At 41.6% G+C, this 16,388-nt stretch carries 16 protein-coding genes; 14 read left to right on the top strand and 2 right to left on the bottom strand.

Annotation, left to right across the window (positions count from 1 at the left end; genetic code table 11):
• The first annotated feature begins 92 nt into the window (after window positions 1-92).
• From scrK to HMPREF2877_RS07360, 13 genes are all read left to right on the top strand, one after another.
• The gene (gene scrK / locus HMPREF2877_RS07420; RefSeq protein ID WP_070579460.1) at window positions 93-986 is read left to right on the top strand and encodes a fructokinase ScrK; all 894 of its coding nucleotides are present in this window, start codon (window positions 93-95) and stop codon (window positions 984-986) included.
• A 65-nt stretch (window positions 987-1,051) separates the two neighbouring features.
• Window positions 1,052-1,999 (top strand): mannose-6-phosphate isomerase, class I, encoded by a 948-nt coding sequence (gene manA / locus HMPREF2877_RS07415; protein ID WP_070579457.1) that lies wholly within the window; start codon window positions 1,052-1,054, stop codon window positions 1,997-1,999.
• A 2-nt stretch (window positions 2,000-2,001) separates the two neighbouring features.
• Window positions 2,002-2,328, top strand: a complete 327-nt coding sequence (locus tag HMPREF2877_RS07410) for a hypothetical protein (RefSeq protein WP_229051953.1) — start codon at window positions 2,002-2,004, stop codon at window positions 2,326-2,328.
• A 200-nt stretch (window positions 2,329-2,528) separates the two neighbouring features.
• Complete coding sequence (secA, locus tag HMPREF2877_RS07405; protein ID WP_045769168.1) at window positions 2,529-5,078, top strand: preprotein translocase subunit SecA; 2,550 nt, start codon at window positions 2,529-2,531, stop codon at window positions 5,076-5,078.
• Window positions 5,079-5,101: 23 nt separating this feature from the next.
• Window positions 5,102-6,133 (top strand): 3-deoxy-7-phosphoheptulonate synthase, encoded by a 1,032-nt coding sequence (locus HMPREF2877_RS07400; protein WP_045769169.1) that lies wholly within the window; start codon window positions 5,102-5,104, stop codon window positions 6,131-6,133.
• Between the two features lie 84 nt (window positions 6,134-6,217).
• The gene (locus tag HMPREF2877_RS07395; protein ID WP_070579455.1) at window positions 6,218-7,246 is read left to right on the top strand and encodes a 3-deoxy-7-phosphoheptulonate synthase; all 1,029 of its coding nucleotides are present in this window, start codon (window positions 6,218-6,220) and stop codon (window positions 7,244-7,246) included.
• A 5-nt stretch (window positions 7,247-7,251) separates the two neighbouring features.
• Window positions 7,252-7,605: a holo-ACP synthase gene (acpS, locus tag HMPREF2877_RS07390; protein WP_014632616.1), complete on the top strand. Its 354-nt coding sequence runs from the start codon at window positions 7,252-7,254 to the stop codon at window positions 7,603-7,605.
• Window positions 7,606-7,632: 27 nt separating this feature from the next.
• Window positions 7,633-8,736, top strand: coding sequence for an alanine racemase (alr, locus tag HMPREF2877_RS07385; RefSeq protein WP_070579452.1), 1,104 nt, complete (start codon window positions 7,633-7,635; stop codon window positions 8,734-8,736).
• Window positions 8,737-8,854: 118 nt separating this feature from the next.
• Window positions 8,855-10,885, top strand: coding sequence for an ATP-dependent DNA helicase RecG (gene recG, locus HMPREF2877_RS07380; RefSeq protein ID WP_256262932.1), 2,031 nt, complete (start codon window positions 8,855-8,857; stop codon window positions 10,883-10,885).
• A gap of 11 nt (window positions 10,886-10,896) precedes the next feature.
• Window positions 10,897-11,403, top strand: coding sequence for a hypothetical protein (locus tag HMPREF2877_RS07375; RefSeq protein WP_004183442.1), 507 nt, complete (start codon window positions 10,897-10,899; stop codon window positions 11,401-11,403).
• A 609-nt stretch (window positions 11,404-12,012) separates the two neighbouring features.
• Window positions 12,013-12,450, top strand: coding sequence for a hypothetical protein (locus HMPREF2877_RS07370; protein ID WP_070579450.1), 438 nt, complete (start codon window positions 12,013-12,015; stop codon window positions 12,448-12,450).
• A 191-nt stretch (window positions 12,451-12,641) separates the two neighbouring features.
• Window positions 12,642-13,250, top strand: a complete 609-nt coding sequence (locus tag HMPREF2877_RS07365) for a DUF2975 domain-containing protein (protein WP_045769173.1) — start codon at window positions 12,642-12,644, stop codon at window positions 13,248-13,250.
• A 9-nt stretch (window positions 13,251-13,259) separates the two neighbouring features.
• Window positions 13,260-13,472: a helix-turn-helix domain-containing protein gene (locus tag HMPREF2877_RS07360; protein WP_002884695.1), complete on the top strand. Its 213-nt coding sequence runs from the start codon at window positions 13,260-13,262 to the stop codon at window positions 13,470-13,472.
• A 51-nt stretch (window positions 13,473-13,523) separates the two neighbouring features.
• Here the strand turns inward: HMPREF2877_RS07360 and HMPREF2877_RS10990 are convergent, their stop codons facing one another.
• Both HMPREF2877_RS10990 and HMPREF2877_RS07355 read right to left on the bottom strand, forming a co-directional pair.
• Window positions 13,524-13,667 (bottom strand): hypothetical protein, encoded by a 144-nt coding sequence (locus tag HMPREF2877_RS10990; RefSeq protein WP_004183437.1) that lies wholly within the window; start codon window positions 13,665-13,667, stop codon window positions 13,524-13,526.
• 3 nt (window positions 13,668-13,670) lie between these two features.
• The gene (locus tag HMPREF2877_RS07355; RefSeq protein ID WP_004183436.1) at window positions 13,671-14,639 is read right to left on the bottom strand and encodes an asparaginase; all 969 of its coding nucleotides are present in this window, start codon (window positions 14,637-14,639) and stop codon (window positions 13,671-13,673) included.
• A 71-nt stretch (window positions 14,640-14,710) separates the two neighbouring features.
• Here HMPREF2877_RS07355 and HMPREF2877_RS07350 point away from each other — a divergent pair, with 71 nt between their 5' ends.
• Window positions 14,711-16,096: a Cof-type HAD-IIB family hydrolase gene (locus HMPREF2877_RS07350; protein ID WP_004183434.1), complete on the top strand. Its 1,386-nt coding sequence runs from the start codon at window positions 14,711-14,713 to the stop codon at window positions 16,094-16,096.
• Window positions 16,097-16,388: the final 292 nt, after the last annotated feature.

Below are 16,388 nucleotides of genomic sequence, written 5' to 3'. Positions count from 1 at the left end.
CAAGGTCTCATTTAGATTGTCTTTTGCCTAGCTTTTCTTTATAATAATATAAAATAGTTATATATTGATCATAAAAGGAGATAGCTTTACCTATGGCTAAACTATACGGAAGCTTGGAAGCTGGTGGTACAAAATTTGTTTGTGCTGTCGGTGATGAGAAATTCCAAGTCGTTGAAAAAACTCAATTCCCAACAACTACACCTTATGAAACAATTGATCGTACGATCGAATTTTTCAAACGTTATGAAGACCAATTGGCTGGAATTGCTATTGGTTCATTCGGTCCAATTGATGTTGATCCAAACTCTGAAACATATGGTTTTGTGACTTCAACACCAAAACCACATTGGTCAAATGTCGACCTTCTTGGTTTGATTGCTAAAGAGTTTATTGTGCCTTTCTACTTTACGACTGATGTTAACTCATCTGCTTATGGTGAGACACTTGTTCGTAAAGGTGCTAAGAGTCTTGTTTACTACACTATCGGAACAGGTATCGGAGCTGGAGCTATTCAAAATGGTGAATTCATTGGTGGTATGGGTCATACTGAAGCTGGTCACGTATATGTACCGCTTCACCCAAATGATGTTTCCAATGAATTTAACGGAACTTGTCCATTCCACCGTGGATGTTTGGAAGGTTTGGCTGCTGGACCATCGCTTGAAGCCCGTACAGGTATTCGTGGTGAATTGATTGATCAGCACTCTGAAGTTTGGGATGTTCAAGCTTACTACATTGCTCAAGCGGCTGTCCAAGCAACAGTCCTTTACCGTCCTGAAGTTATCGTCTTTGGTGGCGGTGTTATGGGGCAAGAACACATGCTTCGTCGTGTTCGTGAAAAATTCACAGCTCTTTTGAATGGTTACCTTCCAGTACCAGATGTAAATGAATATATTGTGACACCTGCTGTTTCAGGTAATGGCTCTGCGACGCTTGGTAACTTCGCACTTGCTAAAGATGTAGCTGACAAGCATGCAAACAAATAAACAAAATATGTAAAATCGCTTTAAGAGATAATCTTAAGGCGTTTTGCTCTATACAGGAGGAAGTAATGGAACCTTTATTTTTAGATTCACCAATGCATGAGAAAATCTGGGGAGGTAATCGCCTCAAGACAGAGTTTGGTTACGATATTCCCAGTGAATACACTGGTGAATATTGGGCAATTTCTGCCCATCCTAATGGTGTATCCTATGTCAAAAATGGAAAATATGCTGGTTTCCACCTGGCAGAGCTTTACAAGGATAATCCAGAACTTTTTGGGAACCCCAAGACTAGTGTTTTTCCTTTGTTGACCAAGATTTTGGATGCTAATGACTGGCTTTCAGTGCAGGTACACCCTGATGATGCCTATGGGCTAGAGCACGAAGGTGAGCTAGGAAAGACAGAATGTTGGTATATTATTGATGCTGAAGAGGGTGCAGAAATTATTTATGGTCACAAGGCTAAGACAAAGGAAGAGCTGGCATCCTTGATTGAAGCAGGTGATTGGGATGGACTTTTGGCGAAAACTCCTGTTAAGAAAGGTGACTTTTTCTTTGTACCAAGTGGCACCATGCATGCTATTGGTCCAGGTATCCTTATCTTAGAGACTCAACAATCTAGCGATACCACTTATCGTGTATATGATTTTGATCGTAGGGATGATCAGGGAAATAAACGTGAACTTCATATTCAACAGTCTCTTGATGTCTTGAATCTAGGGAATCCAGAAAATAGTGTCCCAGCAACTGTTAAGACCTTGCAATTAGAGTCGACTTGTTTGACATCAAACTCCTTTTTCACTGTGTATAAATGGAAACTCAGTGGCTTGGTTGACTTCAAGCAAGCAGCTCCCTATTTGCTTTGTTCCGTACTTTCTGGCAATGGGACCATGACTATCGATTCACGCATTTATTGTCTAAAGAAAGGTGATCACTTCATTCTTCCAAATGATGTGACAGATTGGGAAATTGATGGACAATTGGAGATGGTTGTCAGTCACCCTAACGAGGCTTAAGTATGAGTAATGAAAAAGTTTTAGCGGCCCTATTTGAGCGTATTGAAATCAACAAATCATATTATTTTGAAGGAGCTTATTATCGTCTGAAAGACTATGGCGACCACATTTATGGCTTACAACGGGCAATTCCTGGTATGTGTGGTGAAAAAACAGCTTCCCCTAGCATCAAATTTTACTGGAAAAATGGTGTCTTGGACTATCAATTCTACGTTGATTTTGAAGCTAGTCCTATGATAATGAAGGCTTATAGTAGCACCGACCATGCCTTCTTTGAGCAGGCTTTTGAAAATCTTTTGCATGATTTTGAGGATATCCTAGAGAGCTAAGAAAACTCTGAGAAGTAGGCATAAAGTATTATTGTCGATATTTTCAGTGAATCTAATAAAAAAGTTTTAGTTTATTTGCGAATCCATTGTGAAAGCCCTTAAACTAGGGCTTTTTTCTTTGTCAATCCTTGAGTGATTTCTTGTTTAAAGGGGGCTTTTGTGGTAAAATATGGAGATAAAGACTGTCGAAAGGAAAAAAGATGGCAAATATATTACGCAAAGTCATTGAAAATGATAAAGGCGAAATTAAGAAACTAGAAAAAACTGCCAAGAAAGTCGAGAGCTATGCTGATGCAATGGCGGCTCTTTCAGATGAAGAACTTCAGGCAAAAACAGAAGAATTTAAAAAACGATATCAAAACGGAGAAAGCCTAGACCAACTCTTGCCAGAGGCATTTGCAGTTGTTCGTGAAGGGGCAAAACGTGTCCTTGGACTTTTCCCATATCGTGTGCAAATCATGGGTGGTATCGTTCTTCACCATGGTGACGTCCCAGAGATGCGTACAGGGGAAGGGAAAACCCTGACTGCGACAATGCCTGTTTACCTAAATGCTATTTCAGGTGAAGGTGTACACGTTATCACCGTTAACGAATACCTTTCAGAGCGTGATGCGACTGAAATGGGTGAGCTTTATAGTTGGCTTGGTTTGTCAGTAGGGATTAACCTTTCAGCCAAATCACCAGCTGAAAAACGTGAAGCTTATAACTGTGACATCACTTACTCAACCAACTCAGAGGTAGGTTTCGACTATCTTCGTGATAACATGGTTGTTCGTAAGGAAAACATGGTACAACGTCCATTGAACTATGCCTTGGTCGATGAGGTTGACTCGGTTCTTATCGATGAAGCCCGTACACCATTGATTGTATCAGGTCCTGTAAGTTCAGAAACTAACCAGTTGTATCATCGTGCAGATGCCTTTGTTAAGACCTTGACAGAGGATGATTATGCCATTGATATTCCAACAAAAACAATTGGTTTGAATGACTCAGGTATTGACAAGGCTGAAGAATTCTTCAACTTGGACAACTTGTATGATATTGACAATGTTGCCTTGACTCACTATATTGACAATGCCCTTCGTGCCAACTACATCATGTTGCATGATATCGACTATGTGGTAAGTCCTGAGCAAGAAATTCTTATCGTCGACCAATTTACAGGTCGTACCATGGAAGGTCGTCGTTTCTCAGATGGACTCCACCAAGCCATCGAGGCAAAAGAAGGTGTACCGGTTCAAGAAGAAACGAAGACATCTGCCTCAATCACTTACCAAAATATGTTCCGTATGTACAAGAAATTGTCAGGGATGACTGGTACTGGTAAGACCGAGGAAGATGAATTCCGTGAAATCTATAACATGCGAATTATTCCGATTCCAACTAACCGTCCAATTCAACGTATTGACCACGATGACCTTCTTTACCCAACCTTGGATGCTAAATTCCGTGCTGTGGTACAAGATGTTAAGCGTCGTTATGAAAAGGGACAGCCAGTCCTTGTTGGTACGGTTGCCGTTGAAACATCTGACTTGATTTCTAAGATGTTGGTTGAAGCAGGTATTCCTCATGAAGTACTTAATGCTAAGAACCACGAAAAAGAAGCGCATATTATCATGAATGCGGGTCAACGTGGTGCTGTTACGATTGCGACCAACATGGCCGGTCGTGGTACCGATATCAAACTTGGTGAGGGTGTTCTTGACCTTGGTGGCCTTTGTGTTATTGGTACAGAGCGTCACGAAAGCCGTCGTATTGATAACCAGTTGCGTGGTCGTGCGGGACGTCAAGGGGACCCAGGGGAATCTCAATTCTACCTTTCACTTGAAGACGAATTGATGCGTCGTTTCGGTTCTGATCGTATCAAGCAAGTCTTGGAACGTTTGAATGCTGATGATGAAGATATTGTTATCAAATCACGCATGTTGACTCGTCAAGTGGAAGCGGCTCAAAAACGTGTCGAAGGAAATAACTACGATACTCGTAAACAAGTCCTTCAGTACGATGATGTTATGCGTGAACAACGTGAAATCATCTACGCTGAGCGTTATGATGTTATCACAGCGGAACGTGACCTTGAACCTGAGATTAAGGCTATGATTAAGCGTACGATTAACCGTACAGTAGATGGTCACAGCCGCAATGATCAAGAGGAAGCTCTTAAAGGTATTTTGAACTTTGCTCGTCAGGCCTTGGTTCCTGAGAATGCCATCTCACTTGAAGATTTACGAGAAGTGGGAGAGGTAACGAAACGTAGTGTTAATTATGACGCTATTAAAGTTTACTTGAATGAGTTAGCAGCTGATGTTTATGATCGTCAAATCAAGAAATTGCGTTCAGAGGAAGCTATCCGTGAATTCCAAAAAGTCTTGATTTTGATGGTTGTTGACAACAAGTGGACGGATCACATCGATGCCCTTGATCAATTACGTAATGCCGTTGGTTTGCGTGGTTATGCCCAAAACAACCCAATCGTTGAGTATCAATCTGAAGGGTTCAAGATGTTCCAAGATATGATTGGGGCAATTGAATATGATGTGACACGTACAATGATGAAAGCACAAATTCATGAACAATCTCGTGAAAATGTGAATGAACGTGTTTCAACAACAGCAACAGGCAATATCCAGGCTCACCAAGCAGATGCTAATGGTCAAGAAATTGACTTTAGTAAGGTTGGTCGTAATGACTTCTGTCCATGTGGCTCTGGTAAGAAATTTAAAAATTGTCACGGTCGTAAACAATTTTAGGAAAAAAGAAATAGGTAATTATTATGGTTTTTAAAGCAGTAAGTGAAAAAATTGATTTTGATGCAGTTAAAGAATCAACTACATTGACAGGTGAAGCCCTTGCCAAGAAACAAGCTCGTGATAAAGAGCTTGAAGCAATCATCAAGGGTGAAGATGACCGTACACTTTTGGTTATTGGTCCATGTTCATCTGATAATGAGGATGCAGTTCTTGATTATGCTCACCGTTTGGCTAAACTTCAAGAAGAAGTGAAAGATAAAGTCTTTATGGTTATGCGTGTTTATACAGCTAAACCTCGTACAAATGGTGATGGTTATAAAGGACTTGTCCACCAACCTGATGCTGAAGGTAAACCAAACCTAATCAATGGTATCAAGGCTGTGCGTAATCTTCACTACCGTGTTATCACTGAAACTGGTATCACAACTGCTGATGAAATGCTTTACCCAGAAAACCTTCCTTTGGTAGATGACCTTGTGTCATATATTGCCATCGGTGCACGTTCTGTAGAAGACCAACAACACCGTTTTGTTGCATCAGGTATTGATGTTCCAACTGGTATGAAGAACCCAACATCAGGGAACCTTAACGTTATGTTTAATGGTATCTACGCTGCACAAAACAAACAAAACTTCCTCTTTAACGGTGAAGAAGTTGAAACATCAGGTAACCCATTGGCACACGTTATTCTTCGTGGTTCAACGAATGAATATGGTAAAAACGTGCCTAACTTCTACTATGATGATGTTCTTGAAACCATCGAACACTATGAAAAAATGGGTCTTGAAAATCCATTCATCGTTATTGATACAAACCATGATAACTCAGGTAAACGTTACTTGGAACAAATCCGTATCGTTCGTCAAACCTTGATTAACCGTGACTGGAATGAGAAAATCAACAAAGTTGCACGTGGTTTCATGATTGAATCTTACCTTGAAGATGGCCGTCAAGATGCGCCAGATGTCTATGGTAAATCAATCACTGACCCATGTCTTGGTTGGGATAAGACAGAAGAATTGATTCGTGAAATCCACGATACTTTGTCAAAATAATAAGGTAACAGAAACCATGTATGGGGAGTGAACCGTTTGGATGACCAAGCGGTTCGCTCTCTTTTCACAAAGAGAGGGAAATAAATGGGAATTCATCAAAATAGTCCGCTGATTGATGTAGCGGAAGTAAGGAAATTACATGCTCTTACGGGAGATGCACTAGTAACTAAACAGGCTAATGATGAGGCTTTGGCAAAAATTATCAAGGGTGAGGACAAACGTATTCTCTTGGTTATTGGTCCATGTTCATCTGATAATGAAGAAGCCGTTCTTGACTATGCTCACCGTTTGGCCAAACTTCAGGAAGATGTGAAAGATAAAATCTTTATTGTTATGCGTGTTTATACAGCTAAACCACGTACTAATGGAGATGGTTATAAGGGGCTTATCCACCAACCAGATGCAGAGGGTGATGTAGACCTTCTTGCTGGAGTTAAGGCGGTTCGCCACCTTCAGTCACGTATTATTACTGAAACAGGCCTTCCAATCGCTGACGAGATGCTTTATCCGTCAAATCTTTCCTTCTTTGATGACCTACTTAGCTACCACGCTGTTGGAGCACGTTCGGTTGAGGACCAAGAACACCGCTTTGTAGCTTCAGGTATTGATGTGCCAATTGGCTTGAAGAACCCAACGTCAGGAAATTTGAATGTCATGTTTAATGGTATCTATGCTGCGCAGAACCAACAGCATTTCCTTTACAATGGCGCTGAAGTTAAAACAGATGGTAACCCACTCGCTCACGCTATCTTGCGTGGTGCCAACAATGAAAATGGACAGAACATTGTCAACTACCATTACGAAGACTTGGTTAAGGTTTTGGACAAGTATAGTGCATTTAATTTGGAAAATCCATTTATCCTTGTTGATACAAACCATGATAACTCAGGTAAAAACTTCATGGAACAAGTTCGCATTGTGCGTGAAGTCCTTCTTAACCGTGAGTGGGATGAGCGTATTGCGGATACCGTGCGTGGCTTTATGATTGAGTCTTACCTCGAGGATGGTCGTCAGGACACACCTGAAGTTTACGGTAAATCAATCACAGATCCATGTCTTGGTTGGGATAAGACAGATAGTCTTATTCGTGAAATCCACAATCGACTTTCGTAAGAATTATGATTTTTGGACATGGTATAGACTTGCAGGAAATTTCAGCTGTTAAAAAGGCTTATGACCGCAATCCACGCTTTGCAAAAAAGGTATTGACACCAAAAGAGTGGGAGCGTTTTGAATCCCTTTCTGGCAATCGTCAGATGTCCTATTTAGCAGGTCGTTGGGCCGGTAAGGAAGCATTTTCTAAGGCCTGGGGTACAGGTATTGGAGCAGTCGGCTTTAAGGATATTGAAATTTTGACCAATGACAAGGGAGCTCCAGTGGTGACCCAGTCGCCTTTTGAAGGCAATGTCTTTATCTCGATTTCCCATAGCGGTGATTTTGTTCAGGCAAGTGTCATTTTAGAAAAAAACTAAGAGATAGATGTTGGAAGAGGATAGCTTATGATCTCAAGTTTACATCGACCAACCTTAGCAAAGGTTGATCTATCAGCAATTTCAGAAAATATTGAACAAGTGGTTAGCCACATTCCTAAAAAGGTAAAGACTTTTGCAGTTGTTAAGGCCAATGCCTATGGTCATGGTGCTGTTACGGTGGCCAAGCATTTGTCTAAGCAGGTAGATGGTTTTTGTGTTTCCAACCTAGACGAGGCACTTGAACTCCGTCAAGCTGGCTTAGAGCAACCGATACTTATTTTAGGAGTCGTCTTGCCAGACGAGGTTCCTTTGGCTATTCAAGAAAACATCACTCTGACGGTAGCTTCGCTTGAGTGGTTGGAAATGGCTAAGGATCAAGGGCTTGATTTGACTGGTTTGACCTGTCATATTAAGATTGATTCAGGTATGGGACGCATTGGGGTGCGTAGCCAGGGAGATGCAGATAGTTTGATTACTGGTCTTAAGGCGCTTGGTGCTGATGTCGAAGGTATTTTTACCCATTTTGCAACAGCTGATGAGGCAGATGATAGTAAATTCAAGCGTCAATTGGCCTTCTTCACGGATTTGGTTAATAACTTGGTGGACCGCCCTCGCTTGGTACATGCAAGCAACTCTGCGACGAGTATCTGGCATGCAGAAACAGTCTTTAATGCTGTACGTCTGGGTGTCGTGATATATGGTCTCAATCCTAGTGGCAGTGCTTTAGAACTTCCCTATAGCATTCGTCCTGCTTTAAGCTTGGAGACAGCGCTTGTTCATGTTAAGATCCTGCCAGCAGGTCAAGATGTGGGTTATGGTGCAACGTATACGACGACAGCTGATGAGGTTATTGGAACCATTCCGCTTGGCTATGCGGATGGTTGGACCAGAGATTTACAAGGTTTCCACGTTATTGTTGATGGACAGCTTTGCCCAATTGTTGGGCGTGTGTCTATGGACCAGATCACTGTTCGCCTTCCTAAGGTTTATCCCCTAGGAACTCCAGTTACGCTTATGGGGGAAAATGGGGGAGCAAGCATCACTGCGACAGAGGTGGCTGAAAAACGTGGCACTATCAACTACGAGGTCCTTTGTTTGCTTAGTGATCGTGTACCTCGTAGCTATGATTAATATAAATAAATAGAAATCCAGTTTGATACTGGATTTTTTGATTTTAGTGAAGAGCATTTTCATGTGTTATAATAGCTGATAAGGCTTCCTCTTTCACGAGGAGAAGAACACGATAGAAATGATAGAGGATATGATTCGACTAGATTCACCAATTGCGGATTTGAAAGGCTTTGGTCCTAAGTCCGCTGAAAAATTTACCAAATTAGATTTACACACGGTTGGGGACCTCTTGCTTTATTTTCCTTTCCGATATGAAGATTTTAAGAGTAAGTCTATCTTTGAACTGATGGATGGGGAAAAGGCTGTTATTACGGGAACAGTGGTGACACCTGCCAATGTGCAGTATTATGGCTTTAAACGTAATCGTCTGAGTTTTAAAATCAAGCAAGGAGAGGTAGTGATTGCCATTAGTTTCTTCAACCAGCCTTATCTTGTAGACAAGATTGAGATGGGGGCAGAAGTGGCTATTTTTGGCAAATGGGATCAGAAGAAGTCGGCTGTGACTGGTATGAAAGTGTTGGCTCAAGTGGAGGACGACATGCAACCAGTCTATCATGTGGCCCAGGGTGTTAGTCAGGCCCAGCTGATAAAGGCTATAAAGGCAGCTTTTGATAGTGGGGCCTTGAATTTATTGGAGGAGAGTCTCCCACAGGTGCTTATGGACAAGTATCGTCTCATGGGACGTCAAGAGGCTGTGCGTGCCATGCATTTTCCGAAAGATTTGGCTGAATATAAGCAGGCTCTACGTAGGACCAAGTTTGAGGAGCTTTTTTATTTCCAGATGAACTTACAGGTGCTGAAGGCTGAGAATAAGTCCGAAACCAATGGTCTAGCAATTGCTTACGATGAAGCCAAAATCAAAGCCAAAATTGCAGAATTACCATTCCCCTTGACAGAAGCCCAACAACGCAGTTTATCGGAAATCCTAGCTGATATGAAATCTGGGGCTCATATGAACCGTCTCTTGCAAGGAGATGTGGGCTCAGGGAAAACAGTTATCGCTAGCCTGGCTATGTATGGGGCCTATACGGCAGGATTGCAGTCTGCCCTCATGGTACCGACGGAAATCTTAGCAGAGCAACACTATGAGAGTTTGCAGGGGCTTTTTCCTGAGCTAGAGGTAGTGCTCCTAACTTCTGGGATGAAGGCGGCGGACAAAAAAGTAGCTCTTTCCAAAATCGAATCTGGGGAGGCTCAGATGATTGTAGGGACTCACTCACTGATTCAGGATGCTGTGACTTATCACAGGCTTGGGCTAGTAATTACTGATGAGCAGCACCGTTTTGGGGTTAATCAACGTCGTATTTTCCGTGAGAAAGGTGACAATCCTGATGTCCTCATGATGACAGCGACACCTATCCCTAGGACCTTGGCGATCACTGCCTTTGGAGAGATGGATGTGTCAATCATTGACCAGATGCCAGCTGGGCGTAAGCCCATTATTACCCGTTGGGTTAAACATGAGCAACTAGATACCGTACTGACTTGGATCAAGGGCGAGTTGGAAAAAGATGCTCAGGTCTATTTTATTTCACCTTTGATTGAAGAGTCTGAGGCTCTCGATTTGAAAAATGCGGTGGCCCTTCATCAGGAACTCACAGATTTCTTTGGGGATTCAGCTAGAGTGGCCCTGATGCACGGTCGCATGAAAAATGATGAAAAAGACCAAATTATGCAGGACTTCAAGGATAAAAAATCTCAGATTTTAGTATCAACTACAGTTATCGAAGTGGGGGTTAACGTGCCAAATGCTACGGTTATGGTCATTATGGATGCCGACCGCTTTGGACTTAGCCAGCTTCACCAACTTCGAGGACGTGTAGGTCGTGGCCATAAGCAGTCCTACTGTGTTTTGGTGGCTAATCCTAAAAATGATACCGGGAAAAAACGCATGCAGGCCATGTGTGAGACTACGGATGGTTTTGTTCTAGCAGAAGAGGACCTTAAAATGCGTGGTTCAGGAGAGATCTTTGGAACACGTCAGTCAGGAATTCCTGAATTTCAAGTGGCTGATATTGTGGAAGACTATAATATCTTAGAGGAAGCAAGGCGCGTGGCCAGCCAAATTGTATCTGACCCTAACTGGCGTGAGAATGCTGATTGGCAGGTGCTTGGAGCTCATTTGAGAAGCCAAGGCGAGTTTGATTGAGGAGGAAACCCATGAAAAAGAAACGGTTAAAAATCGATTTTTTTGCTATCTTGCATCCTTTATTTCTTATGATGTTAGGTCTCCTGTTTTATTTTTTCGCCTTCATCTTGATTTGGTTTATTACCGAATTGGCAAAGTTGATAGAAGGAAAGACGGACTTTCATACCCTATATCTTTATTCACTTCTTATCTCTCTAGTTTGTTCGGTATTACTGATTATGTACGTCGCGGGTTTTATAGCTCAGCTGATTATCCATATACAGCATCAAAAGGAAAGGACGCTTTTGCCGGTCTGGTGTATGCTTACGGCTGTACTGATGCTTGTGCCCCTATTCGAAGATTTTAGTATCTTAGGCTCGTCCTGGAATTTTAAAGGGTATTTTCTTTCCATAGTTGCTTACATTGCCTATCTCTTTACAAAGCTACCCAAGGTTATTGAAAGTTACCGCTATCATGCGACAATTCGCTATGCTGTTTGGGTGGCTCTAGTCCTGGGAATTATTTTATCCATGCTTTAGACAGAAAAACTCTCAGTAAACTCACTGAGAGTTTTAAGTTTCCTTCAAGCTTATTACAAGCTTTCTTTAAGTTAGGTAACCTATAATAAAACCATCAAAACGAGATAGGTTTTGATAATAAAACGTTTTGGCTAAGCCAAACCATTCCTAAAAAGGAGGACAAAACAATGACAGTAAAAATCAAAGTAACCTACAACCGAAATTTCCAGAAGCATCCTCAAGACTTTAAGGTTTATCAAAACTAGTATTGATGCTAGGAAGAGGCTAAATTTACCCATATTCTACAACTTTCATCCCTCATTTTCCAAAATCCCTTTTTCCTTTTTTCATAACGTAGAATCCCTCTTCTTAAACTCATAAAAAGTCTAGACGGAAGCATGACCAGTCTAGGCGATTAACATAAGTAAGCTAACCAGTTGAGATTTTCTTGACTGGTTTTTAAATTTAGATAAAAATATCGAAAAACGATAAAAATGTGTTGACAAGGAGAAATAAAGAGTGTAATATATATTCATCGATAAACGATAATAAGTTTTCGATAAAGATAATCTTATTCGCGAAAAAGAGAAATTATATACCAAAAACTATTTTATAAAGGAAATACTTATCATGAAAACACTTAAATCAATCATCAACGCAGTTCTTATTCTTCTTATGGCAATCTACGGTCTTGCAATGTTTGCTTTACTTATCCTTCCTTTTGTGGATGTGACTAATCTTTTTCCAGGTGCTGAGGTTCATTACCTTTCTGGATGGGGTTACTGGCTAGTCTCAGAGTTACACTTTGCCTTCTATCTTGCCTTGATTTGGCTCCTTCGTAAAGAGCTTAAAGACTTTACTTGGAAGGCATTTTGGACAGAAGATTTCTCTCTCTTCTTGAAAAAGGCTGCTCTCTTAACCTTTGTGCCATCAGTCTTGAATATCTTCTTACAGTTGGGAACGACTAATCACCTTGTAGTGGACTTCAGCACATCAGTCTGGCTCCTCTTGGTCTCTCTAGCTTGTGATGCTGTCCGTCTTCGTAAGGGACAAACGGCTGTTAAATAAGTGAAAGAATCTTATTTGAAAAGTAGTAAAATCTTACCTATAAACTAGTATTTTATATTGATATTCGATATAATTGATACTGTTAATAGTTAGCTAATGATTTAGTATGAGGTCAAGGGCTCCTAGAGGCACCTTGGCTTTTTCTAGTCTATGCTCAAAGAAATCAAATGAATTTACAATCGAGGTAACACATGACAACTATCTTATTTTATTTTTTAATCATCCTAGCCTTGGCTGGCTCTAGTTATTATGGTTGGAGATCGGCCAAAAGTGCTAAAAATCGTCAGGAAACGCAAGAACAGAAACGTCTACGTAGTATTCTCCTGTTCGTTAATGTCCTCCTTTTTGCGGGCTTTTTAAGTCTTGTTATTACCATTCTTAATGATGCCTTTATCCTGACTGGTCATGAAGGACTCTTACACCAAGGTTTGCGTATGCTTCTTGGTTCGGGAGTTACCGTGAAAAGTACTAGCACTAGTCTGACGCTTTTTACAGCAACCATTGATTTCCTTCGTATGTCAGTCAACATAGGCTTCTTGTTGTGTCTACGTGCCTTTCTGATTAATCTTTATCGTTCTGATATTTTTATCGCTAAAAATGCTAAGTTGGTTCGTTGGTCAGCACATTTGCTAGTTCTTGGGGCCTTTATCCATAATGGTATCTTTACATTTGGGACAGGCAACCATAGTTATAGTTTCTTTAATATCAGTTATTTGCTAGTTAGCTTTGTTCTCTATGCTGTTGCTATGATTTTGACTAAGGCTAATGCCATTGCTGAGGAAAATGAGTACACGATTTAGGAGGGGCTTATGATTATTGTCAATTTGGACGTTGAACTTGCCAAGAAGAAGATGCGCTCGGGTGAGCTGGCAGAACGTATTGGTATTACCCCAGCCAATCTCTCGGTTCTTAAGACAGGCAAGGCCAAGGCAATCCGTTTTACAACTCTGGATGCTATTTGTAAGGAGTTAGATTGCCAACCAGGAGATATTCTTGAATATAGACCTGACGAAGAAAACTAAAAAGCCTGAAGCAGTTCAGTCACTTCTCTAGTGACCATGCTTCAAGCTTTTTTATTTTTTCTTCAACCATGCGACCAGGGCTACACTGGCTAGCACGGTACCACAGACTATGGCGATATATGTTTTTGAGACTGTCAGCTCATAGTGGAAATCTTTATTTTTCAATTTATCGGTTGCTTCAATACTAAGTTTCATGTCTTATCCCTCGATATAGTTTTTCAATTCTTGGCCTTTGAGTCCTGCACTAAGTGCGATGAGGAGTTTGAGGCGAGCCTTTGGTGCGTTGAGTTCTTTAACAAACATAACGCCAGCTTCTTGGAGTTTGACCCCGCCTCCTTCATAGGCGTAGACAGGTTCGGCGATACCGTTGAAGCAGCGGGAAACGAGCACAACAGGAACACCTTTTTCCATCAGTTTTGTGATTTCTCTTGCGGCTAATGGTGGGAGGTTTCCAGCACCTAGTGCCTCGATAACTACACCGTCAATCTTCTCAGGGTCTAGGAGACTGATGATTCCATCTCCGATACCCATCCCAGCATAGGCCTTGATGATTGGGACTGTTCCTGTGATTTGTTCCAAATTAAAGCGAACCCGAGGCTCAGCAGTTTTGAACCAGAGGATGTCATGCTTCATGATGATTCCTAGTGGACCATGAGTTGGTGTGTGGAAGGTTGCCACGTTTGTGGTATGGGTCTTAGTCACATACTTGGCTGCATGGATTTCATCATTCATCACGACCAGGATTCCTTTGTCAGCGGCCTTGTCGTCGCTAGCAACACGTAGGGCTGAGAGATAGTTATAGACTCCGTCGCTTCCTAGTTCGTTTGACGAACGCATGGCACCGGTTAGGACGATTGGAATCTCAGGGACGGCCATGGTGTCTAGGAAGTAGGCTGTCTCTTCCAGAGTATCTGTTCCGTGGGTGATGACCACACCATCATATTGCCCAGCTGTTTCCTTGATTTTTTTGTAAATATCCAGCATGTGGTAGGGTGTGATATGGGGGCTAGGGATATTAAGAAAATCGAGAACGGTTAGTTCTAAATTGTCTAAATCAAGCCCCACATGGTTCATGGGATTATCAGCGTTTTGACTGACCTTGCCATCATTATCCGCTGACATGGAAATTGTTCCTCCAGTGTGAAGGACTAGGATTTTTTTTTTCATTTATATTACTCACCATTATATTATATGTTATAATTTATTTTAGCATAATATGTTAGAAGGAGGGGAGTTCTGTGGCCATTAAAGCAGTCTTTTTTGATATTGATGGGACTTTTCTAAATGACCGAAAACGTGTGTCAAGTTCAACCCAAAAAGCTATCAGTCAAATGAAGGAAGATGGTATCTTGGTTGGTTTGGCAACAGGTCGTGGTCCAGGATTTGTTCAGCCTTTCATGGACAATCTGGGTCTGGATTTTGCAGTCACTTATAATGGTCAATATATTTTGACTCATGACAAGGTCCTGTATCAAAATCAGCTCCCTAAATCAACAGTCTACAACTTGATTCGCTATGCCACCAAGCACCGTAGAGAGATTTCTCTAGGGACTAGCACAGGTCTTGTTGGTTCCAATATTATTAGTATGGGAACGAGTAAGTTTGGACAAATCGTCAGCCGTATTGTCCCTAAGTCCTGGGCTAAGCTGGTGGAACGTAGTTTCAAGTCTTTGATTCGTCGTTTCAAGCCACAAAGTATTGAGACTCTTAAGACTATCATGCGTGAGCCTATTTATCAGGTGGTTATGGTAGCGACGGTGGGGGAAACAGAAGATATTGAAGAAAAGTTTCCTCATGTGAAGATTACCCGTTCAAGCCCTTATTCAGCCGATATTATTTCAGCGGACCAATCTAAGTTGAAAGGTATCGCTCATCTAGGTGAGGTTTTTGGTTTCGAACTCAGTGAGGTTATGGCCTTCGGAGATTCGGAAAATGACCTAGAAATGCTGTCTGGTGTCGGCATTGGTGTTGCCATGGGTAATGGTGAAGACGAACTGAAAGACCAGGCTACCCATGTCACTGATACTAATAACCAGAATGGGATTGCCAAAGCCTTGTCACACTACGGTTTGATTCATTTTGAGACAGAAAATTCATTTACCAGTGATGATGACAACTTCAACAAGGTTAAGGATTTCCACCATTTGATGGATGGCTCAACTAACGACATGCCTCGTGTTTACGGTATTGAGGAAGCTAGTCACCGTGCGGACTTCAAGTTGGAAGAAATCGTCGAATTTCTTTATGCTTCATCAGGTGGGGACAAGCGTGTCTTTGGTCAGGCTGTTCTGGATTTGCATGCTGCTCTTGATAAGGCGGCCCTCAAAGTTAGTTCTAAAGAGCACTCAGAGTCAACGATGGTTGGTCAGGTGGATGCTTTGACTGACTTGCTTTACTTGACCTATGGTTCATTTGTTCTTATGGGGGTGGATCCTAAACCTTTCTTTGATACGGTTCATGAGGCTAATATGGGGAAAATTTTCCCCGATGGCAAGGCTCACTTTGATCCCGTGACCCACAAAATTCTTAAACCAAGTGACTGGGAAGAGCGATTTGCACCAGAACCACACATTAAACGAGAGCTGGATCGTCAGATTCAAAAATCTCTACAAAGAAACAGATAAGAAGATATAAAGGTTTGGACAGCTTGCTCCGAACCTTTTTCTAATAAAAATGACATTTATTAATGGCTTTATTTGTGATAAAATGAAGTCATTCTATGTATTTTTAAGGAGATTGTTATGACTAAAGCAGATTGGTTAGATTTTTTTGAAGCCATCAATGGTCGTTCAGCGACTGAAGAAGAAATTGCAGCAGCACTTGCAGCTGGTGAGTTCCAAGATGATGCACCAGCAGTAGAAACTGCTCCAACACAAGAAGCACCAGCGCAACCACAACCGACTTTCGCGAGTGCCC

This window comes from Streptococcus sp. HMSC072D03 (assembly GCF_001812855.1).
Lineage (GTDB): Bacteria > Bacillota > Bacilli > Lactobacillales > Streptococcaceae > Streptococcus > Streptococcus salivarius_D.
Note: the sequence above shows the minus strand (reverse complement) of the source record. Positions and strands in the feature narration are given on the sequence as shown.